Source organism: Bradyrhizobium liaoningense, from assembly GCF_018130955.1.
Lineage (GTDB): Bacteria > Pseudomonadota > Alphaproteobacteria > Rhizobiales > Xanthobacteraceae > Bradyrhizobium > Bradyrhizobium liaoningense_C.
In genome coordinates this window covers 26,970-47,852 of sequence record NZ_JAFCJM010000005.1, presented here as the reverse complement: position 1 = coordinate 47,852, position 20,883 = coordinate 26,970, and the positions used below count along the sequence as shown (strand labels likewise).

The window sequence follows — 20,883 nt, the reverse complement described above, 5'->3', positions numbered from 1 at the left end:
GAGGTTAAGAGAAGCAGCCCGCCTTTAGGCGAGCTTGACGGTCTCGGTCTTGATGTCCTTGCCGAGCGCCTCGAACACCTTGGCGACGATGCCCTTGGCGTCGAGACCGGCACGGCCATACATCGCGTTCGGCGTGTCGTGGTCCTGGAACACGTCCGGCAGCACCATGGAGCGGAAGCGGACCGCCCCGCTGTCGAGCACGCCCTGGTCGGTCAGGAACTGGGCGACATGCGAGCCGAAGCCGCCAACCGAGCCTTCCTCGATCGTGATCAGGATCTCGTGGTCGCGGGCGAGCTTGAGCACCAGCTCGGTATCCAGCGGCTTCATGAAGCGCGCATCCGCGATCGTGGTCGACAGGCCATGCGCTGCGAGCTCGTCGGCGGCCTTCTCGCATTCGGCCAGACGGGTACCGAAGGAGAGCAGGGCGATCTTGTTGCCCTGGCGGATCATGCGGCCCTTGCCGATTTCGAGGGGGATGCCAACTTCGGGCATCTCGACGCCGCGGCCTTCGCCGCGCGGATAGCGCAGCGAGCTCGGACGGTCGTTGATCGCGACCTGGGTCGCCACCATGTGCACGAGCTCGGCTTCGTCGCTTGCCGCCATGATCACCATGTTGGGCAGACAGCCGAGATAGGCGTTGTCGAACGAGCCGGCATGCGTCGCACCGTCGGCGCCGACGAGGCCGGCGCGGTCGATGGCGAAGCGCACAGGCAGGTTCTGGATCGCGACGTCGTGCACGATCTGGTCGTAGCCGCGCTGCAAGAAGGTTGAGTAGATCGCGCAGAACGGCTTGTAGCCTTCGGTCGCAAGGCCTGCTGCGAAAGTCACCGCATGCTGCTCGGCGATACCGACGTCGAAGGTGCGGTCCGGGAATGCCTTGTTGAAGATGTCGACGCCGGTGCCGGACGGCATTGCCGCGGTGATGGCGACGATCTTGTCGTCCTTCTGCGCTTCCTTGACCAGGCTCTGGCCGAACACGTTCTGGTAGGCGGGCGCATTCGGTTTTGCTTTTGCCTGCGTACCGGTCGCGACGTCGAACTTGACGACCGCGTGGTACTTGTCGGCGGAGGCTTCCGCCGGACCATAGCCCTTGCCCTTTTGCGTCACGACGTGGACCAGGATTGGGCCGGTCTCCATGTCGCGGACGTTCTTCAGGACGGGGAGGAGATGGTCGAGATTATGGCCGTCGATCGGGCCGACATAATAGAAACCGAGCTCCTCGAACAGCGTGCCGCCGTCCATCATGAAGCCGCGGGAATATTCCTCGACGCGGTTGGCGCGGTTGGCGATGATCTTCGGCAGGCGCTTGTTGATCTGCTTGGCAGCCTCGCGCAGCGTGCGATAGGTCTTGCCGGAGTAGAGCCGCGACAGATACGCGCTCATCGCGCCGACCGGCGGCGCGATCGACATGTCGTTGTCGTTGAGGATGACGATCAGGCGCGAGTTCATCGCACCCGCATTGTTCATGGCCTCATAGGCCATGCCGGCGCTCATCGCGCCGTCGCCGATCACGGCGATCACGTTGTTCTTGCCGCCGGCGAGGTCGCGCGCCACGGCCATGCCGAGGCCGGCGGAGATCGAGGTCGAGGAGTGCGCGGCGCCGAACGGGTCGTAATCGCTCTCGCTGCGCTTGGTGAAGCCGGAGAGGCCGCCGCCGGTGCGCAGCGTGCGGATGCGGTCGCGCCGTCCGGTGAGGATCTTGTGCGGATAGGCTTGGTGGCCGACGTCCCAGATCAGGCGATCGCGGGGCGTATCGAAGACGTAATGGATCGCGGTGGTGAGCTCGACCACGCCGAGGCCCGCGCCAAAATGGCCGCCGGTCACGGAAACGGCGTCGATGGTCTCCTGCCGCAATTCGTCGGCAACCTGACGGACCTGTTCGACCTTCAACTTGCGCAGGTCATCCGGAGTCCGGATCGTGTCGAGAAGCGGCGTTTTGCTGTATGCGTTCACGGCGATTTCCAATTTTTCAGCTCCGGGAGGTCATCCCGGCGCGCGATGGGTTTGCACAATATCGGCGCAGCGCGAGCCCTTAGAGGGTCGGAGCCCGCCGGCGTCACTTGCAACGGAACAAATCCGGCCTTCAAAGCTAAGTGAGCTTAGGAGCGCTCCGGTTCAGTCTCTGTGATCTCTGTCACCCTGCTCGGCTGCACCCGTCCCAGCCAATTTCATTAGCGATTTGAGGCATTTGGCGCCAACACAACACTGCTGACGAAAAGCTCACAAAAAGCCATAGCCGGGCAGCTTTACACCAAACCAGGCGCCAAAGCCAACCCACAGGCCCGCTTGGGGGTATGCAGTCGCGATCGGCGGGCCAAGGTGGTTAACCGCGGCTCCGCGCGGGTGGTTCCCGGTCGCCGAGCTCCTGGGCAGCCATTTGGTCGCGCGGCGTGGCATTTTCCAGCCTCCGCCAGCCGAATTCCTTTGCTGCCCCGTCCCCGGTCGCGACCGCCAGCGCTGCATCGGGCGCCGCCATCCGTTCCCGCAAGGGAACCGGGCCGCACACGATCATGAAGAAGTCATAGGCATGGGGCCGTTCGTTGGCCATCACGAACTGGAAGTGGACCCGGAAGAACTGCCAGCGGAACAAATTGTAGTGCTCGGGCGCGATGATCTCGCGGAAGCGTACCGGCACGATGGTCGGATTGCGCTTCTTGTCTCCGACGTCGATGCCGTGGCCGTCGATCGGATCGAACTGGAAGAAGTTCATCACGTCCTTGCGCGCCTGGCAGTCGATCCAGTCGATCGATGGCTCGATCGCGAGATCGCGCAAGTGATCCCGGAGATGCTGGGCGGCTGCATGATAGCCGGCGACCGGGGTGTTGGCGCCGAGCGTGAGCAGCACGACGCGCGGCCCGTGGCGGCCAAGGGCAGGATCGAGCTTGAGCGCACGCGCCAGGATCTCGGTCGCGAGGAACGAGCCCGACGAATGGCCGACCAGCACGATTTCCTCGGCGTTGCTTGTGCTGACGACCTTGCGCAGATGCGCGGCAAAGCGGTCGATACGCTGGTCCCATAGGGGCTCGCGGCGATGGGCAAATTCCCAGGTCCAGATGTGGTCGCGGAGGAGATAGAGCGCGTAGGTCCTCTCTTCCGTGTATCTGAGCGCGGTGCCGAGCAGCGCCACGAACAGCGCGATCGCCGCAAGCAGCCTGAAGGGATTGGGGACGCCGACCGCGTCCAGTCCTTTCTGGAACAGCCACGCAACGGCGGCCACGCACAGCGCCTCGGCAAGCAGCACCAGATGCGGATAGGTGACGAAGGTCGCGAACCGCCAGTTGGCCTTGCCGAAGCGCGCGATGGTGCCGTTGAACATCATCCGCCAGTAGATCAAAACGGCGTGGAAGACCGTGTCCCAGACCGGCTGCGCGAGGTCGCGCTGGATGAAATCCTCAAACCGCAGGAAGTCGTAGGTCGTGCGGGTCTGCCAGCCGTCCGCCTGGGTCTCGATGTTCCAGGACGCGATCTCGCCGTCGCTCACGTTTTGCGGGCGGCCCATGCTGGCGGTGAGATGATAGAGCCGGCCGAATTTGCGCAGCTCGGTGCGGAACATGCGGTAATACTGCGCCAATCCGCGCGGATCGTAGCCCTGCACATAGATGATATGGCGGTTCTGAACGCGCACTGGAAAACCGTGATCCCCGCGACCCGGCCTCACGGCTCACATGAGCCGGAATGGGGCCTCTCTTCCTCATTGACGCGCTTTTCGACGCGAACCGCTGACGTTCCACCCAGGCCCTGAGCCCGGATCGCACCCTCGCCCTCGGGACTATAGCAGGCCGTCGGTCAGGCCAAGAGCTATTTGCTGATTCCCCGTGGCGGCGTTAGGGCGCATTCCCCCAATAGTCTGAATGGCTTAGGGGCGCGGAGGAGAGCCGTGGGGCCTACTGCACGTCGAGGGCCACAGTGCCTGCCGCCTGGCCGCTGGCATCCGTGGTGATCTTGTCGACGCGGGCCTCGGCCTGGCGCAGCAGTTCCTCGCAGCGGCGCTTCAGAGCTTCGCCGCGTTCATAGATCGCAACCGACTCTTCCAGCGGCACCTTGCCGTCCTCGAGCCGCTTCACGATCGTCTCCAATTCCTCGATCGCGCGTTCGAACGAAAGCCTGGTCACGTCGATTTGGGTGTTTTCGGCCATTTCCGTTTCCGATTGCCCGCCCGCTTCGTGCACGACAGGAAGCAGGATTTTGCGGGCGCAATGTGGCGAGAAGCGTCAGGCGCCCATCAAGGCGCCGACATGGGCCGTAACAGATTCTTTCAGCCCTTGCAGATCATAGCCGCCCTCGAGCACCGAAACAATTCGCCCGCCGGCCGACTTGTCCGCAAGCTCCATCAGCTTCTTCGTCACCCAGGCATAGTCCTCGGCGCGCAGGTTCAGCGAGGCGAGGGGATCGCGGTAATGCGCATCGAAGCCCGCGGAGATGATGAGCAGCTCCGGGCTGAACTTCGTGAGCTGCGGCAGGATCAGGTTCTCGAACGCGGCGCGGAATTCCGGCCCGCCATCTTCGGAGGCGAGCGGCGCGTTGACGATGGTGTCGTGATCGCCGCGTTCGCCGCGGGCTCCGGTGCCCGGGAACAGCGGCATCTGATGCGTCGAGCAGTACATCACCGTCGGGTCCGACCAGAAGATGTCCTGGGTGCCGTTGCCATGATGCACGTCGAAATCGACGATGGCCGCGCGCTTGATGCCGTATTTGCGCTGCGCATGCCGCGCGGCGATCGCAACATTATCGAAGAAGCAAAAACCCATCGGCTTGTTGATCTCGGCGTGGTGTCCGGGCGGACGGACTGCGACGAAGGCGTTGCGGTGCTCGCCCGCCATCACCGCCTCGGTCGCTGCCACCGCGCCGCCGACGCCGCGCATCACCGCTTCCCAGGTGCCCGGCGACATCGAGGTGTCGCCGTCGATATAGACCTGGCCGCTGGACGGCGCGATGTGGCGCAGCTCGGTGACGTAATGCTCGTTGTGGCAGAGCGTGACGAGGTCGAGATTGCCCTCGGGCGCCTGGTCGCGCACCAGGAACTGGAAGCGCTCATGCGACAGGGCTTCTTCCACCGCGCGCAGGCGATCCGGCCGCTCGGGATGGCCCTGCGGCGTGACATGGTCGAGGCAAGCCTTGTGGCTCAGAAGAAGCGTGCTCATCAGCTCGTGCTCACAAGAGGATCCCACATTGACGTCGCTTGGCCCATCCGGCGCCAAAACGCAATGTAGGATTTTGCCGGACGATGGGAAAGGGTGGGCTGGCCGGCTCGATTTTTGATCGAGATCAATTCAATCGCACGATGCGCGCCGGTGCGAGCGGGGAAACCGGGCTTGAGGCCCTGAAATACGCAAACAGCGCGTCCGCGTCATAGACGCCGACCTGGCGCGCGGTGCCCTCTTTGGCGACGGTAAATCCGTCGCCCCCGCTCGCGAGGTAGTCATTGACCGTGACCCGGTAGCCGGCCGCCGGATCGATCAGCTTGCCGTCGAGCGTCATGCGATCGACCAGCACGCGCTCGCCGAACGGCTTGGAGGCGTCCCAGGCGTAGCCAAAACCCCGGGACACCTGGAGGATCCGTGGCCGCTTCGGATCGAGCCATTGCTGTTCCAGCATGTCCTTGAGCTGCGCGCCGGTGAGCGTCTGCGTCACCAGCAGGTTGCGGAACGGCTGGCTCGCAAAAACATCGGCGAAGCTGACCATGCCGTCGTCCTTGAACGTGATGTCGGTGCGGATGCCGCCGGGGTTGGTGAGCGCAATGACGGCACCGCCGTCCTTGGCCTCTCTCGTCGCAGCAAGCTGCGCGTCGGCGATGATGTCGCCGAGCGCGCTCTCGCCGGCTTGGTTCGGGACGCGCGACAGTGTCTGCGTAATCGCGCCCGCGGGGCGGCCCGCGATCGGGGCTGCGAGCCTGTCATAGGCGTCGATCAGCGCCGCCTGCTCGGGATCCTTCGCGAGCGAGGCATTCGCGACGATGACGTTTTCGGCGCTGGCGCTGATGATGTCGCGGCTCGCCGGATCGAGCTTGAGATCAACGGCGGTGACCAGTGTGCCGTATTTGTCGCCGCTCGTCACCAGCCTGCCGTCGATGTTGCAGACATAGGCCCGATGCGTGTGGCCGCTGACGACGACGTCGACAGCACGGTCGAACTTTTTCACGATATCGACGATCGGCCCGGAGATCCCGGGACATTCGTTGTAATCCCCGGTTGGCTCACCGCCTTCATGGATGAGAACCACGATGGCTTCGACCCCCCGTGCCTTCAATTGCGGGACCAGCGCGTTCACCGTCTCTGCCTCGTCGCGGAATTCGAGCCCGGCGATGCCCGCGGGCGAGACGATGCCGGCGGTGCCCTTCAGCGTCAATCCGATGAAGGCGACGGGGACGCCGTCGAATTCCCTGATCTCGTAGGGCGGCAGCACGCTCTTGCCGGTCGCGGTCTCGACGGTGGAGGCGGCAAGGTAGTGGAACTTGGCACCCGTGAAGGGATGCGGTCCCTGGCATCCGTCGACCGGATGGCAGCCGCCGTTCTGCATGCGCAACAGCTCCGCCTTGCCCTCGTCGAATTCGTGATTGCCGACCGAGGTGATCGCAAGTCCCATCATCGACAAGGCTTCGACCGACGGCTCGTCGTGAAACATCGCCGACAAGAACGGGCTCGCGCCGATCAGGTCGCCGGCCGCGACGAAGATCGTGTTCCTGTGGCCCTCGCGCAATTGCTTGACCAGCGTCGCCATGTATTCGGCGCCGCCGGCTGCGACCATCACCTTCTTGGCTCCATCCTCGGGATCGCCGATCCGGATGCCGCCCGGCGGCGGCCGCAGATTGCCGTGAAAATCGTTGATCGCGAGCATGCGCAGCTCGACCGGCGCAGAGCTTTGCGCGAGGGCGGGCGAGGCGAGACTGAGCGCAAGCGCGGCGGATATCAGGTTGGAGAGGAGGCGCATACGTCCAGAATTATCACACCACGTGAAGATTTCACGAAGGCTTTTGCCCCTGCTTCCCGGGCACGGCCCCGGTCACGGACGACGGCCTATGTCCGTTGGGACAATTACCGTGCAGGTGCAAGAGCTCTAGCATCACCTTCAGGCAAATGCCTGGTGGGGAGGAAACGGATGGGATCGCTGAAAGCGTTCATCCACGATGAGAATCTAAACATCTTCAAGAGGCGGCTTGCCGACCCGGACCTCACGGAGGAGCGGCGGAGCTTGCTCACACGATTGCTGGCGCTGGAGGAAGCGAGAGACATCCACAGCGAAGAGGATGTGCGGCTCGAGGCAACGATGGGGACCGCTAGAGGCGAGTGAGGGGCGGCCCCTCTCCATCGAGTCTCAGGCGAGCATCTGGCAGTGCGGTCACCGTTCACCAGTTGCCGTGGCCAAACCAGTCAAAGCGTGCTTGCCGTCCGATCAAGAACTCCTGCGGCACCACGCGCCGCTTAGCCGGCTTGCGCTGATGCAGTTTCGCCTCCCGCTTTCTTGTCTCCGGCGGCCGAGGCTGGGCGGCGTTGGACGGTTGCAATTGGGCGAACGCCCCTCGGGCTGCGGCCGGGACATCCGCGGTCGTCGTTGGTGGATCCGGGGCCTGGGTTTCCGTGCTCGCCGTCTGTTGAGGCGGGATCGCCGGAGCATTGGTGTCGTATTCCACGCGCTGAGGCCATTTGGGATCGGCATGAATGCGGATGACGACTTGATTGGACTCAGCCCTCTCCTGGAGGGGCGGCGTCGGTAGACAGGCGTTCGCAAGGAGCAGCAGCGCCAGCAACGCCGTGCCGACAACGAGAAAGTAGCGAGTGAGGGGCATGCGTCGCTCCACGCCCCCCTGCGTGGCGCACGATCGCAGCATGAAGCCCCGAAGCTCTTGATCCAGATCAATCTCTGGTCGATCTCAGCGGGCAACAGCAACTGTCTCGCCGGCCCGCCCCTAGCGTCTCTTCCGCATCATAAAGGCGTTGAAGGCGGCGACAGCCTCGTTGGACTTGAGCCGCTCGCCGAACAGATGAGCCTCCTGGTCGATGCGGCGGGTGAGCTGTTCGGGTGGTGTTCGCAGCAGCTTGCGGGAAATCGCTACCGCCTCGGCCGGCAGCCTGCAGATCTCGCGCGCCACCTTGCGGGCTTCGACTTCGGTATGCCCAGGCGAGACCACGGCATTGACGAAGCCAGCCACGCGCGCCTCCTCGGCCGAAAAGGTTCGCCCCATCACCAGCATCGCAAACGCACGCTGGTAACCCATGGTGTTCGGCATCAGGAGGCTGGACGCGCCGACCGGAATGAGCCCGAGGTTGATGTAGGGCGCAGAAAAGGTCGCGGCCGTCGATGCCAGCACGTAGTCGCAATGGAACAGCAGAACCGTGCCCATGCCGACCGAGGCGCCGTCCACGGCGGCGATGATCGGCTTCACGTTCAGCGCCAGCGAATAGAGGAATTTTGCTGCGTTCGACAGCGTCTCCGGCCGCGCCGTGTCGGCCTTGAGGAAATCGTCGATATCGTCGCCGGCGGTGAACACGCCGGAGCCGCCCGTGATGATGATGCAGCGGATCTCGGGATTGTTCTGCGCCGTGTCGATCGCGCGGCTCATCTCGCGATACATGTCCTGCGTGATCGCGTTCTTCTTGTTCGGACGGCGCAAGGTCACGACGCGCGTTGCGTGTTCCTCGCTGACGACGATATTGCCATTCGGCATGGACGGTCCCCCGCGGCCGCTGCAGCGCCGTTGCCGCTGGCCATGGCCGTCAGCCTACATCATCTCGCAGAGGTGCCAAACCTGAGGGTGCACCTTTCCACGGTGGCGCGATGACGCGCGGGAGCTTTCGCGGCGCGGCCATTGCACTGCGATTTCAGCGAAAGCGCGCGGCAAACTCGCCTTTTGCGCGTGTCTCAGGGGCTGCCGTTGTCTGGGATACCGTTCCCCCGCGGTGAGGCCAGCCCATACTACCTCCTTAATAGCGGTGGCGGAACCCAAGCACGCCGTCATCATCGTCCGCCTTGTGCGTGCACTGTGGCGGGCGATCCAGTATTCCAGAGGCAGCGCAAACGATACGGAGGGGCGCGGCGTACTGGATTGCCCCGCCTTCGCGGGGCATGACAGTTGAGATCCTTGAGCGAAGCGAGCCTTACCCCAGCAACACGGCGTCCGCAGCGGCGACCGATTCGGCGCTTTCCGTAACCGTCCGCTCCAGCGAGGTCGCCTGCACGGTGATGTTCTCGGCGAAGAAGCGGGCGAGCGCGACGTAGCGCGGCGCTTCCGAGTTGCCGTCGCCCTTCGCCGCGAGCGCCTCGGAGGCGAGCATGCAGCCGCCGAGCGTGGCGCCGAACTGCTGCAGATAGGGCGTTGCGCCCGCGAGCGCATCGTTCGGCGCCGCACTGACGCGCTCCAGGAGCCACTTGCTCGAGCGCTCGAGCGAGCCGAGCGCCTCGCGCAACTTCGTGCTCGTTGTACCGAAGCCGGGATCGTTGGAGGCTTCGACCTGTTTGACGATTCCGGAGAGCTCCGACAGCAGCGCCCAGACCGAGGCGCCGCCATTGGCGCCGAGCTTGCGGGTCACGAGGTCGATCGCCTGGATGCCGTTGGTGCCCTCGTAGATCGCGGTGATGCGCGCGTCGCGATAGTGCTGCGCGGCGCCGGTCTCCTCGATAAAACCCATGCCGCCATGGACCTGCACGCCGAGATAGGCGACCTCGTTGCCGATGTCGGTCGAATAGCCCTTTGCGATTGGCGTCAGCAGCGCAGCGCGTGCCGCGGCCTCGGCGCGCACTTTGGGATCCTTGGCGCGCGTCGAAACGTCGATCGCGACGGCAGTGGCGTAGCAGATCGTGCGCGCGGCCGCGGTCTGCGCCCGCATCCGCATCAGCATGCGCTTGACGTCTGGATGCACGAAGATCGCATCCGACCCGTCGCCTGTCTTGCCGACGGCGCGGCCCTGCTTGCGCTCCTGCGCGTACGCCAGCGCCTGCTGATAGGCGCGGTCGGCAACGCCGACGCCTTCCAGGCCGACACCGAGGCGCGCCTGGTTCATCATCGTGAACATGCAGCGCATGCCCTGGTTCTCTTCGCCGATCAGGAAGCCGATGGCGCCGCCATGATCGCCCATGGTCATGGTGCAGGTGGGCGAGGCGTGCATGCCGAGCTTGTGCTCGACGCCGGAGGCGTAGATGTCATTGCGGGCGCCGAGCGAGCCGTCGGCGTTGACCATGAATTTCGGAACGAGAAAGAGCGAAATGCCCTTGGTGCCGCCGGGCGCGTCCGGCAGGCGCGCGAGCACGAAATGCACGATGTTGTCGGTCATGTCGTGTTCGCCATAGGTGATGAAGATCTTCGTCCCCTTGATGCGATAGGTGCCGTCGGCCATTTTCTCCGCGCGAGTGCGCAGCGCGCCGACGTCGGAGCCGGCCTGCGGCTCGGTGAGCTGCATCGTGCCGGTCCATTCACCGGTGACGAGCTTTTCGAGATAGATCCGTTTCAGTTCGTCGTTGCCATGCGCCTCCAATGCCTCCATCGCGGAGGCCGTGAGCAACGGACAGAGGCCGAAGGCGATGTTGGACGCGCTCCAGATCTCCGTGCACGCCGCATTGATGGCAAGCGGCAGGCCCTGGCCGCCAAACGCCTCCGGCCCCGAGACCGCGTTCCAGCCGCCATCGGTCCAGCGCTTGTAGGCATCCGGCCAACCCGGCGCGGTCGTGACCTCACCGTCCCTGAGCTTGATGCCGTGCTCGTCTCCGATGCGGTTGAGCGGCGCCAGCACGTCGGTGGCGAACTTGCCGGCTTCCTCCAGCACGGCCGCGGCGATATCGGCGTCGAAATCGCCGTAATGACCGGCCTCGAGCGCAGCCTTCAGGCCGGCGCCATGGTTGAGCGCAAGCAACATGTCATTGATTGGTGCGCGATAGGTCATGGCATACTCCCCTGGACATCATTGGCGCCGTATTCCCATGAAACCGCCAAGGGCTCAACTGCCGGGGACGGCCGAACCGGGCCCGGATGTGGAACGCGCCGGCCCCATAATAGAGTGTGGCGTGGCAAGGGGCTGCCGCGGCGCAATTTGCACCGCTCAGACTGTTGAAATGCCCCGCTTCTCCCTATAGACCGGCTCCGTCCGAGGGATTGTGCCGGGTCTTGCGCCGATCCCCTGACAGCGTTGGGGCGTAGCCAAGCGGTAAGGCAGCGGATTTTGATTCCGCCATTCGGAGGTTCGATCCCTCCCGCCCCAGCCAGTGGCAACGTGCTGATTTTGTTATGAAAACGGCCATGCTCAAGACTGAGTTTCCAATGCATTTGGAAATCGGTTTGCCTCGTTTGGAAATTCTGTGCTGGTTTCGTTTTGGCCGAAGACCGAAGGCAGGTTACGAGTCGCAGCCAAAGCTCGCATCATCGTTTCCTTGGCATAACCTCGATAGGCCTGTGCGGTCTTGTGTCCGGAGAGCGCACGACCGTGGCCGTCCGTTATTAGTTCGGCTTCCTCAAGCTCGGTCATGCCGCCGTGCCGGCAGGCATCAAGCGTGAACAGCTTCGACACGCCGTCAATCTTCTTGCGCATCTGCTGCACCACTTTTCCATGCCGGGGTAGGACCACACTTGGCATCGCCCTTGCGTTCACCCCTTTGGATCCGACGCATGATCATCGGGACGCCGAGCTTGGGCAGATGGCCCAAAATGTCCTCCGCTTCGGCGTAAAACTTGACGGTCTCTCCGTCGAGAGTCTCTTCGAGCGGATGCCAGACCAACGCCCTGTTCTTGTGGTGCTCGATGCGTACAGCATGTGGCCTCAAATCGAAATACGCGGGTTCACCCCCGTTGATGTGCCTGAAGGTGCGGATTTATCGCGGCGAAGCTGACCGTAACGGCGAGGCCGCGGCCGTCGATACCTTCCGTCAATACGATTGTGCCGGCATCCTGCCGCAGCAGGGTGCGGACGATGGAGAGTCCGAGTCCCGAGCCCGCCGGACGATTGGCCGCCGGGATGCGATAGAAGCGGTCGAACACACGCTCCCGATGTTCAGGGGCAATCCCCGGTCCGCTATCGGCGATCTTCACGGCATAGCGGCCGCTGCTCGCGAAAACGCTGACGACAACGGACCCGCCGTCGTGATTGTACCTGATCGCATTGTCGATCAGGTTGGTCAGAATGTCGTGCAGCATCGATGGATCCGCGTGGACCTGTGCGTTCTCGATTTCGGTCTCAAACGCCAGCTCAACATTTTTCGCTGCTGCAAAGGGAGCCATCGTTCCGATGGCCTCGCTCGTGCTCGCGACGAGATCGGTGGGCACAGCATCGACATTTGGCGTCGCAACGGCCGCTTGTTCCGCGCGCGCCATCGCGATGAGCTGGGCCGCCAACCGATCGAGATGTTTCGTCGATCTCTCGATCTCGGCAATGGTATCGATACTTTCCGACAGATGCCCGGAATCACGCTGCAGCAGCGCCAAATGGACCCGCAACGAAGCGAGCGGCGTTTTCATCTGATGCGACGCATCTGCAATGAAATCCCGGATCACCTGGATCGCCGCCTCGAGCCGGGCGAAAAGTTCATTGATCGCGCGAACAGGCGGATGCGCCTCATAGGGGATATGTTCGAGCTCCAGCCGTCGAAGACTCGTTCCAGCACCGAATTGCCGCGCGTCGATCTCGCGTCCGAGGTCCACCAGCGGCGAAAGTCCGCGCCGCACAGCAAACCACACCAGAACGGCAGCCGTGGCGATGATACCGATTTCCAGCGCCACCAGCGCGAGCAGGAGTTCGCGTCGTGCCGTTGCTCTTCCGTTCGTCGTCTCGGCGACTTCTATCAGGACAGGCGGCGACTTGCCGTACGCAGCCTGAGTCATGGCCGCCACGCGTACCTCTGTCCCCCTGTAAAGGGAATTGAGATGCTTGATCGTACCCACCGGAATCGCGGTCGCGTCTGCAAGCGGCAAGTCCTGATAGCCCGTCACGAGCGTCTGATCGTAGGACACACTGTAGTAGACGCTGTCATTGGCTCTCGTCTCCAGCATCCCGAGCGCGACTTGCGGCAGATCGACCGAGATTTCACCGTCTTCGACGGCAATCCGTTCGGCGATAGCCTTTACCGAACCGTCAAGCACGCGGTCGTAAGCCGTTTCGATGGTCTTGTGGATCAACAGCAACCCGGCAAGTCCAAGCGCGGCAGCGAGCAGGCTGGTCGGAATGAGCAGATTGAGAAGCAGCGCGCGGCGCAACGAAGGGGCTTTTCCTGGTGTCACCTGTCCTCCATCAGGTAGCCGAGCCCTCGCACTGTCTTGATTTTTGGTCCGTTCGGGCCGAGCTTTTGCCGCAGCCGCCCGACATAGAGTTCGATCGCGTTAGGTGCTACCGGGTCGTCGAAGCCGAACACCTCTGAAATCAGCCGTTCCTTGCGCACGAGGCGACCTGCCTGCGACATCAGGATTTCGAGGACCGTGACTTCTCGTCTGCGCAGCGTCAATGGCTTGTCGTCGATCGTGGCGGACGCGGTAGACGTTTCGAGCGACAGGGATCCGCATCGCAGGATCGGATCGGGGCGTCCCTTGCCGCGCCGCACAAGAGCTTTTACCCGTGCCTCGAATTCATCGAGGTCGAACGGTTTGGTGAGATAATCGTCCGCCCCAAGGTTGAGGCATTTGACCTTGTCCTTCACTTCTCCCAGCGCCGTGAGGATCAGGATCGGCACCTTGCAGCCCCTGCTGCGTAGTCGGCGCAACACCTCCTGGCCCGGCAGGTCTGGCAGGCCCAGATCGAGTACAATCAGCGAGTAGGCTTCGGAAGGCACGATCTCGATCGCCGCCGCGCCGCTGATCTCATGATCGACGGCGAAGCCGGCCGGTGCCAGCGCTTTCTTCAGCCCGCTCACCAGCGACGTATCGTCCTCGATAATCAGGATACGCAAGACGATTGTCCTCGAGCCGGGGCCAGGGCGTTGCCAAACGTGGCAATGTAAGTTCAGATGTATCACGACGTCAAAAGATTGCGCATCGCCTATGCGACTGGCTTGCCTTGCTTCGCCCGTTTGCCGCCCGCTCGCCGGTATCGTCGGGCTTGCGGTCAACATGTCCCTTTGCGTCCTCGCCTTCGCCCAAGACCCTGGCGCAGGCCAGAAGGCCGCAACCGACCGGCCGCAGGTCAGCCTCGTGGTCAAGACGACGACGGATCTGTCCGAAGCCGCCGACCTGGTCTCCGAGTTTACGAAGCTAAACCCAGGCGTTGCCGTAGAATATTCCAAGATTCTGTCCACCGACCTGTTCGACCAGGTCGTGAAGTCCGCCGGGACAAAAGGCACTGCCGACGTCGTATGGAGTTCTTCGATGGACCTCCAGATCAAGCTCGCCAATGACGGATATGCGGCCGAGTACCGCTCGGCCGAGGCCGACGGGATTTTCGGCTGGGCGCGCTGGAAGGATCGGGCGTACGGCGTCACGGCTGAGCCGGTCGTGATCGTCTTCAACAAGAGGCTACTGCACGAAGGCCTGGTTCCGAAAGACCATGCGGAATTGTTGCGCTTGCTGACGGATCATCTGCCGGTGTTTCAGGGTAAAATCGCGACCTACGATCCCGAGCGAAGCGGAACGGGACTGCTGTTCATCACACAGGACGTGCGCGTCACGGCGCAGACCTGGAAGCTGGTGGCAGCGATGGGACGTGCAAAGGTCAAGCTCTACTCCTCGTCCGGTCCCATGATCGATCGGGTCAGTGCCGGCGATCTGGTGCTGGCCTATAACGTGCTTGGTTCATATGCGCTGGAGCGCGCCAAGCGCGATCAGGATATCGGCGTCGTATTTCCCAGCGACTATACATTGTTGCTGTCGAGAATCGCGCTGATCCCGCAGTCCGCGCAACAGCCGGAGCTCGCCAGGCGCTTCGTCGATTTTCTGCTGTCGCGTAACGGCCAGGCGTTGTTGGCCCGACATTCACTCGGTTCGGTTCGCGAGGACACGGAGCCCGTAGTTGCCGGCAATGCCGACGCAAAAATAGCGGCACGGCCGATTGCGCTGAGCATCGACCTGTTGACCTATCTGGATCAGGCCAAGCGTCGGCGCTTTCTGAAGGATTGGAAAGAGTTCCTGCAGGCGTATTGAGCCCCGCCGAAGGTGATGACAGCTTGCTGACAGGTTAGCCGACCTATCCTGCTTCCCAACAAAAGACAGGGAAGACGCTCGCAAGGCCCGCTCGCGTACGGGTTTGCAATGAGGAGGATCGGCCATGGCCAGTTTAAGTGCTCCGTCGGCGCAGCTAGAGCCGCCGTCGGCCATCGAGGCCGACACCATGCGCAAGGTGATGTGGCGGCTGCTACCCTTCCTCATGCTGTGCTACTTTATCGCCTATGTTGACCGGGTGAACGCGGGTTTTGCCGCGCTCACCATGAACAGGGACGTTGGTCTTACCCAGGCGATGTTCGGCATTGGTGGCGGACTGTTCTTTGTCGCCTACGTGCTGTTCGAGGTGCCGAGCAACCTTGCAATGGAAAGGGTAGGCGCCCGGCTCTGGATCGCGCGCATCATGATCACCTGGGGGCTGGTCGGAATTGAAACGGCCTTCATCGTTGGACCTTACTCGTTCTATTTGAGCCGCTTTCTTCTCGGCGCGGCCGAAGCCGGCTTTTTTCCCGGCGTCATCCTCTATCTGACCTACTGGTTTCCGTCCCGCTATCGCGCGCGCGTGGTGGCAACTTTCATGGTGGCTATTCCGATCTCGAGCTTTGTGGGTTCTCCTCTCTCGGCAGCACTGCTTGAACTGGACGGAGTTTGGGGCTTGCATGGCTGGCAATGGCTCTTCATCGTCGAAGCCGTGCCCGCAGTGCTATTGGGCGTGACGATTTTCTTTGTTTTGCCGAGCCGCCCCGCCGAGGCCAAATGGTTGACGCGCGAACAAGGCGAGTGGCTGCAACGTCGCCTTGAGTATGAGAGCCGGTCGCGATCGACCGCCGTCGGGCATCTGCCGCTTTGGAAAGTCCTGTCAAATCCCTACATCTGGGCTCTTGCCCTGATCTATGCCGGCAGCTCGGCTACGAGCAATGCCTTGTCGCTTTGGCAGCCACAGATCCTCAAGTCGTTTGGGCTGACGAACTTGCAGACCGGCTTTCTGAATATGATTCCCTTTGGAATCGCCTCCGTCTTCATGATTCTGTGGGGCATGCGAGCAGACAAGAATGGCGAGCGCTATTTGAACACCGCTTTGCCGCTTGCTCTGACCGCACTGTGCCTCTTTGCCACAAACCTAACGTCGTCGCTGACGGTCACCCTGCTACTGCTGACCTTCGTGTTGATCGGCAATTACGCGATCAAGGGCCCGTTCTGGGCGTTGTCGACGGAGGTGCTTTCGCCCGCGACGGCCGCGAGCGGCATTGCGGCGATCAACACGATTTCGCACCTGGGGACTGGTGGGGCGACGTCGCTACTCGGCCTGATCAAGGATCAGACGGGAAGTTTCCCGCTGTCCTTGCTGCCTCTTGCATTCCTCACTGCCGCAGGAGCCATCATGGTTCTGCTGCTTGGGCGAATTCAACGACGAGCCTGGGGATCGCCAGTTCGCGCCGAGGCGCACGTTAGCTAGAGCTTGCCAACATTCGGCGACGACCGTACGGATGCGGGGCGCGTGACAGCTTATTGACAGGTTGCGCGATCTATCCTGCCTCCCAACAACAAGACTTGGAAGACGTTCGCGCTATGCCCGCCTTTGCGGGGCGTGGGCTGGGTCTACTCCTTGCAAAAACAAATCAGAGGGAGGATTGCGGACATGTCGGCGCAGGACGCAGGCGGTATTACCTCGCATCGTGAAAGCACGGGCGGACCGGACAAGGTGGTTTCGTCGGATGTCAGCCGGCGGTTCTGGCCCGAGGGCTGGTGGCGCCTGACCGATTTCCGGGTCGGAATAATCCCGGTTCCCATCTATGTTCTCCTGATCCTGGTCGTGGCTGCACTCGTCTATACCGGAGAGGTCAAGTCGGACGGCCCGACCATGATCGTCGTGCTGGTGCTCGGCGGATTCACCTGCGCCGAGATCGGCAAGCGGTTGCCGCTGCTGCGGAGTATCGGAGCAGGTGCGATCTTCGCCACCTTTATTCCGTCGGCGCTTGCCTTCTATCACCTGATCCCGGCGCAGGTCCAGAAATCCATCATCGACTTCACCAAGTCGACCAACTTCCTCTACCTCTTCATCGCCTCGATCATCGTCGGCAGCATTTTTGCGATGGACCGCGACGTGCTGATCCGCGGTTTCCTGAAGATCTTCGTGCCGCTCGTGATCGGTTCAATCGCCGCCGCTGTAGTGGGCACGGCCGTCGGGACTGCGCTGGGCCTCGGTGCAAAACACACCTTCTTCTACGTCGTGGTTCCGATCATGGCGGGCGGCGTCGGTGAGGGCGCCATTCCGCTGTCGATCGGTTACGCTGCGTTGACCGGCGTGCCGCAGGGCGAGGTGTTCGCGCAGGTGCTGCCACCGGTGATGCTGGGCAGCCTGACGGCGATCCTGCTCTCCGGCGCACTCAACTTCGTCGGCAAGAAATACCCGCATCTCACCGGCGAGGGCCGGCTGCAGCCGCACGGTGACGACGAGCTGGATATCCATGCGGTGCACGAGGAAGGCGGCAAGGAGCAGGGTGTCGGCCATGTCGGCGTCAGCACGATTGCGGCCGCAGGCCTGACCGCGATCACGCTCTATTTGCTCGGCGTGCTCTGCCATCATCTGTTCGGATTGCCGGCACCGGTAGCGATGCTGTTCCTGGCGGTGCTCGCCAAGGTGAGCCGCGCGGTGTCGCCGGAGCTGCAGCAGGGCGGAATGGTGGTCTACGAGTTCGTGCGGACCAACATGACCTATCCGCTGTTGTTTGCGATCGGTGTCGCGCTGACGCCCTGGGACAAGCTCGTCGCCGCGTTCCACTTCGCCAACATCATCACCATCATGTCGACGGTGGTCACGATCATGGCGACCGGCTTCGCCGTCGGCAAGTTCATGAACATGTACCCGATCGAAACCGCGATCGTGAATGCCTGCCACAGCGGACAGGGCGGCACCGGCGACGTCGCGATCCTCACGGCCGCCAACCGCATGCAGCTGATGCCATTCGCGCAGATCGCCACCCGCATCGGTGGTGCGGTCACCGTCACGGTGGTGCTGATCATCATGGGATACATGAAATGATCATCCAGCCGCAGATCGAAGCGATTTCCGTCGAAGAGCATTCGCGGAGGATTGCCTGCTCATGACCAGTCTCGACAGCTTCAAGTGCCGGAAGACTTTGTCCGTTGGCGACAAGACCTACACCTATTTCTCGTTGCCGGACGCGGAGAGAAACGGCCTTTCGGGCGCTTCACGGTTGCCGTTCTCGCTCAAGGTATTGCTCGAGAACCTGTTGCGGTTCGAGGATGGCCAGTCGGTGACCCGCGCCAACATCGAGGCGCTGGCGCGGTGGACCGAGGATCGCGGATCGGCTGGCGCCGAGATCGGTTTTCGTCCCGCCCGCGTGCTGATGCAGGATTTCACCGGCGTGCCGGCCGTGGTCGATCTTGCGGCGATGCGCGACGGGATGGAGAAGCTGGGCGGCGATCCCTCACGGATCAATCCGCTGGTGCCGGTCGACCTCGTGATCGATCATTCCGTCGTAGTCGATCATTTCGGCAACCCCGAAGCGCTGCAGGACAACGTCACACGCGAATATGAGCAGAACGGCGAACGCTACAATTTCCTGAAATGGGGGCAGGGCGCCTTCGCCAATTTCCGCGTCGTGCCGCCCGGCACCGGCATCTGCCACCAGGTCAATCTCGAATATCTGGCGCAGACGGTCTGGACCGCCGAGCGCGACGGCAAGACCTTTGCTTATCCCGATACGCTGGTCGGCACCGACAGCCACACAACGATGGCCAATGGCCTCGCCGTACTTGGCTGGGGCGTTGGCGGCATCGAGGCCGAGGCGGCGATGCTCGGCCAGCCGCTCTCGATGCTGGTGCCGCAAGTGATCGGGTTCAAGCTGGTCGGCAAGCTGCGTGAGGGCGTGCTGGCGACCGATCTCGTGCTCACCGTCACCCAGATGCTCCGCAAGAAGGGCGTGGTTGGGAAGTTCGTGGAGTTCTACGGACCCGGCCTCGACCACATGACGCTCGCCGACCGCGCCACCATCAGCAACATGGCGCCGGAATATGGCGCGACCTGCGGCTTCTTCCCCGTCGACCAGGAAACGCTCAACTATCTCAACCTCTCCGGCCGGGCCAGCGACCGCATCGCGCTGGTCGAGGCCTATGCCAAGGCGCAGGCCCTGTTCCGGACACCGGGAATGCCGGATCCAGTGTTTACCGATACGCTCGAGCTCAATCTCGACGACGTCGTGCCGTCGCTCGCCGGGCCGAAGCGCCCGGAGGGCCGGCTTGGCCTCAGTGTCGCCAAGAGAAACTTCCTCGGCGCGCTCGAAAGCGAGTATGGCAAGCAGGGCCAGGCCGCGAGGCAGTTCGCGGTCGAAGGCAAGGATTTCAAGCTCGGCCACGGCCACGTCGTCATTGCCGCAATCACCTCCTGCACCAACACGTCCAACCCCTCGGTGCTGATCGGCGCCGGCCTGCTGGCGCGCAATGCGGCGCGCAAGGGCCTCACTGCAAAGCCCTGGGTCAAGACCTCGCTTGCGCCCGGTTCGCAGGTGGTGGCGGAATATCTCGAGAAATCCGGTCTACAGAAGGACCTCGACGCACTTGGCTTCTATCTGGTCGGATTCGGCTGCACGACCTGCATCGGCAATTTCGGCCCGCTGCCGAAGGAGATCTCGAAGTCGATCAACGACAATGGCGTGATCGGCGCGGCGGTGCTGTCCGGCAACCGCAATTTCGAAGGCCGCGTCTCGCCTGACGTGCAGGCGAACTACCTGGCTTCGCCGCCGCTGGTCGTCGCCTACGCGCTCGCCGGTTCGCTGCAGGTCGATCTCGTCAACGAGCCACTGGGCACGGGTACCGATGGAGCTCCCGTCTTCCTGAAGGACATCTGGCCCTCCAACGCCGAGATCGAGCGGTTCATCCGCGACAACGTCACGCGCGAGATGTTCGAAACCAAATATGCCGACGTGTTTGAGGGCGACGCCAACTGGAAGGCCGTCAAGGTCGCTACCGGCATGACCTACCGCTGGAACATGTCGTCGACCTACGTGCAGAACCCGCCCTATTTCCAGGACATCACCATGACACCGGCGCCGACCGGCAATATCGTCGGCGCGCGCGTCCTGGGTCTGTTCGGCGACAAGATCACGACCGACCACATCTCGCCGGCGGGTTCCATCAAGGCGTCATCGCCGGCCGGCGAATTCCTGCGCGGTCGCCAGGTGCGGCAGGAGGATTTCAATCAATACGGCACGCGGCGCGGCAATCACGAGGTGATGGTGCGTGGCACCTTCGCCAACATCCGCATCAGGAATTTTGCGGTGAAAGGCGAGGATGGCGCTACGCCTGAAGGCGGCTGGGCCGTGCATCAGCCGTCCGGCGAGCGGATGCCGATCTTCGATGCGGCCATGCGCTACGAGCGCGAAAAGGTTCCGCTGGTCGTGTTCGCCGGCGTCGAATACGGCAACGGTTCCTCACGCGACTGGGCGGCGAAGGGCACCAAGCTGCTGGGCGTTCGCGCCGTGATCGCGCAGAGCTTTGAGCGCATCCACCGCTCCAATCTGGTCGGCATGGGCATCCTGCCTTTCGTGTTTGACGAGGGCACCTCGTGGAAGAGCCTCGGCCTGACCGGAGCGGAGCAGGTCTCGATCAAGGGCCTCTCCGACATCACACCCAGCCAGCGCATCACCATCGACATCACGATGGCGGACGGCACGGTGAAGCAGGTCCCGCTGACTTGCCGCATCGATACGCTCGATGAGCTCAACTACTACAAGCACGGCGGCATCCTGCCTTACGTGCTGCGCCAGCTCGCGGCGTGACGGACCGCCACTCTCCCAAGA

General features: G+C 63.0%; 17 protein-coding genes and 1 tRNA gene. 6 read left to right on the top strand and 12 right to left on the bottom strand.

The genetic code is table 11. The features are described from left to right. Positions 1-24: 24 nt before the first annotated feature. From dxs to JQ632_RS05595, 5 genes are all read right to left on the bottom strand, one after another. Positions 25-1,953 carry a 1-deoxy-D-xylulose-5-phosphate synthase gene (gene dxs, locus JQ632_RS05615; RefSeq protein ID WP_212401288.1) on the bottom strand — a complete coding sequence of 643 codons (1,929 nt, stop codon included), beginning with the start codon at positions 1,951-1,953 and terminating at the stop codon, positions 25-27. A 370-nt stretch (positions 1,954-2,323) separates the two neighbouring features. After that, a complete protein-coding gene (locus JQ632_RS05610; RefSeq protein ID WP_212401287.1) occupies positions 2,324-3,625 on the bottom strand; it encodes a hypothetical protein in 1,302 nt (433 codons plus the stop codon). Between the two features lie 259 nt (positions 3,626-3,884). Then, entirely contained in the window at positions 3,885-4,136 is a 252-nt protein-coding gene (locus JQ632_RS05605) for an exodeoxyribonuclease VII small subunit (protein WP_212401286.1), read from the bottom strand. A gap of 75 nt (positions 4,137-4,211) precedes the next feature. Beyond that, the gene (locus JQ632_RS05600) at positions 4,212-5,141 is read right to left on the bottom strand and encodes a histone deacetylase family protein (protein ID WP_212401285.1); all 930 of its coding nucleotides are present in this window, start codon (positions 5,139-5,141) and stop codon (positions 4,212-4,214) included. Between the two features lie 124 nt (positions 5,142-5,265). Beyond that, complete coding sequence (locus JQ632_RS05595; protein WP_212401284.1) at positions 5,266-6,927, bottom strand: bifunctional UDP-sugar hydrolase/5'-nucleotidase; 1,662 nt, start codon at positions 6,925-6,927, stop codon at positions 5,266-5,268. 168 nt (positions 6,928-7,095) lie between these two features. Between JQ632_RS05595 and JQ632_RS05590 the strand changes: the two genes are divergently transcribed. Next, entirely contained in the window at positions 7,096-7,287 is a 192-nt protein-coding gene (locus tag JQ632_RS05590; protein ID WP_249151430.1) for a hypothetical protein, read from the top strand. 55 nt (positions 7,288-7,342) lie between these two features. On the opposite strand, the gene JQ632_RS05585 is transcribed toward JQ632_RS05590, so the two are convergent. The 3 genes from JQ632_RS05585 to JQ632_RS05575 all read right to left on the bottom strand — a co-directional run bounded on the left by JQ632_RS05585 (position 7,343) and on the right by JQ632_RS05575 (position 10,871). Further along, positions 7,343-7,783, bottom strand: a complete 441-nt coding sequence (locus JQ632_RS05585; protein WP_212401283.1) for a hypothetical protein — start codon at positions 7,781-7,783, stop codon at positions 7,343-7,345. A gap of 120 nt (positions 7,784-7,903) precedes the next feature. Further along, a complete protein-coding gene (locus tag JQ632_RS05580) occupies positions 7,904-8,662 on the bottom strand; it encodes an enoyl-CoA hydratase-related protein (protein WP_212401282.1) in 759 nt (252 codons plus the stop codon). Positions 8,663-9,092: 430 nt separating this feature from the next. Further along, positions 9,093-10,871 carry an acyl-CoA dehydrogenase gene (locus tag JQ632_RS05575; RefSeq protein ID WP_212401281.1) on the bottom strand — a complete coding sequence of 593 codons (1,779 nt, stop codon included), beginning with the start codon at positions 10,869-10,871 and terminating at the stop codon, positions 9,093-9,095. A gap of 244 nt (positions 10,872-11,115) precedes the next feature. Between JQ632_RS05575 and JQ632_RS05570 the strand changes: the two genes are divergently transcribed. Continuing rightward, positions 11,116-11,190: transfer RNA gene (locus JQ632_RS05570), tRNA-Gln, on the top strand. A 38-nt stretch (positions 11,191-11,228) separates the two neighbouring features. Here JQ632_RS05570 and JQ632_RS05565 read toward each other — a convergent pair. From JQ632_RS05565 to JQ632_RS05550, 4 genes are all read right to left on the bottom strand, one after another. Next, a complete protein-coding gene (locus JQ632_RS05565) occupies positions 11,229-11,513 on the bottom strand; it encodes a hypothetical protein (RefSeq protein ID WP_212401280.1) in 285 nt (94 codons plus the stop codon). Beyond that, positions 11,497-11,700 carry a hypothetical protein gene (locus JQ632_RS05560; protein ID WP_212401279.1) on the bottom strand — a complete coding sequence of 68 codons (204 nt, stop codon included), beginning with the start codon at positions 11,698-11,700 and terminating at the stop codon, positions 11,497-11,499. Before JQ632_RS05560 ends, JQ632_RS05565 begins: the two co-directional genes overlap by 17 nt. Before the next feature lie 61 nt (positions 11,701-11,761). Then, a complete protein-coding gene (locus JQ632_RS05555) occupies positions 11,762-13,195 on the bottom strand; it encodes a sensor histidine kinase (RefSeq protein WP_212401278.1) in 1,434 nt (477 codons plus the stop codon). Next, positions 13,192-14,019, bottom strand: a complete 828-nt coding sequence (locus JQ632_RS05550; RefSeq protein ID WP_312015568.1) for a response regulator transcription factor — start codon at positions 14,017-14,019, stop codon at positions 13,192-13,194. The genes JQ632_RS05555 and JQ632_RS05550 overlap by 4 nt, the downstream gene beginning before the upstream one ends. Here JQ632_RS05550 and JQ632_RS05545 point away from each other — a divergent pair. The 4 genes from JQ632_RS05545 to acnA all read left to right on the top strand — a co-directional run bounded on the left by JQ632_RS05545 (position 14,018) and on the right by acnA (position 20,862). Then, complete coding sequence (locus JQ632_RS05545; RefSeq protein WP_212401277.1) at positions 14,018-15,043, top strand: ABC transporter substrate-binding protein; 1,026 nt, start codon at positions 14,018-14,020, stop codon at positions 15,041-15,043. The genes JQ632_RS05550 and JQ632_RS05545 overlap by 2 nt on opposite strands. A gap of 124 nt (positions 15,044-15,167) precedes the next feature. Beyond that, the gene (locus JQ632_RS05540; protein ID WP_212401276.1) at positions 15,168-16,517 is read left to right on the top strand and encodes an MFS transporter; all 1,350 of its coding nucleotides are present in this window, start codon (positions 15,168-15,170) and stop codon (positions 16,515-16,517) included. A gap of 183 nt (positions 16,518-16,700) precedes the next feature. Beyond that, positions 16,701-18,104, top strand: a complete 1,404-nt coding sequence (locus JQ632_RS05535) for a 2-hydroxycarboxylate transporter family protein (protein ID WP_212401275.1) — start codon at positions 16,701-16,703, stop codon at positions 18,102-18,104. A 61-nt stretch (positions 18,105-18,165) separates the two neighbouring features. Beyond that, complete coding sequence (acnA, locus tag JQ632_RS05530) at positions 18,166-20,862, top strand: aconitate hydratase AcnA (protein WP_212401274.1); 2,697 nt, start codon at positions 18,166-18,168, stop codon at positions 20,860-20,862. Positions 20,863-20,883: the final 21 nt, after the last annotated feature.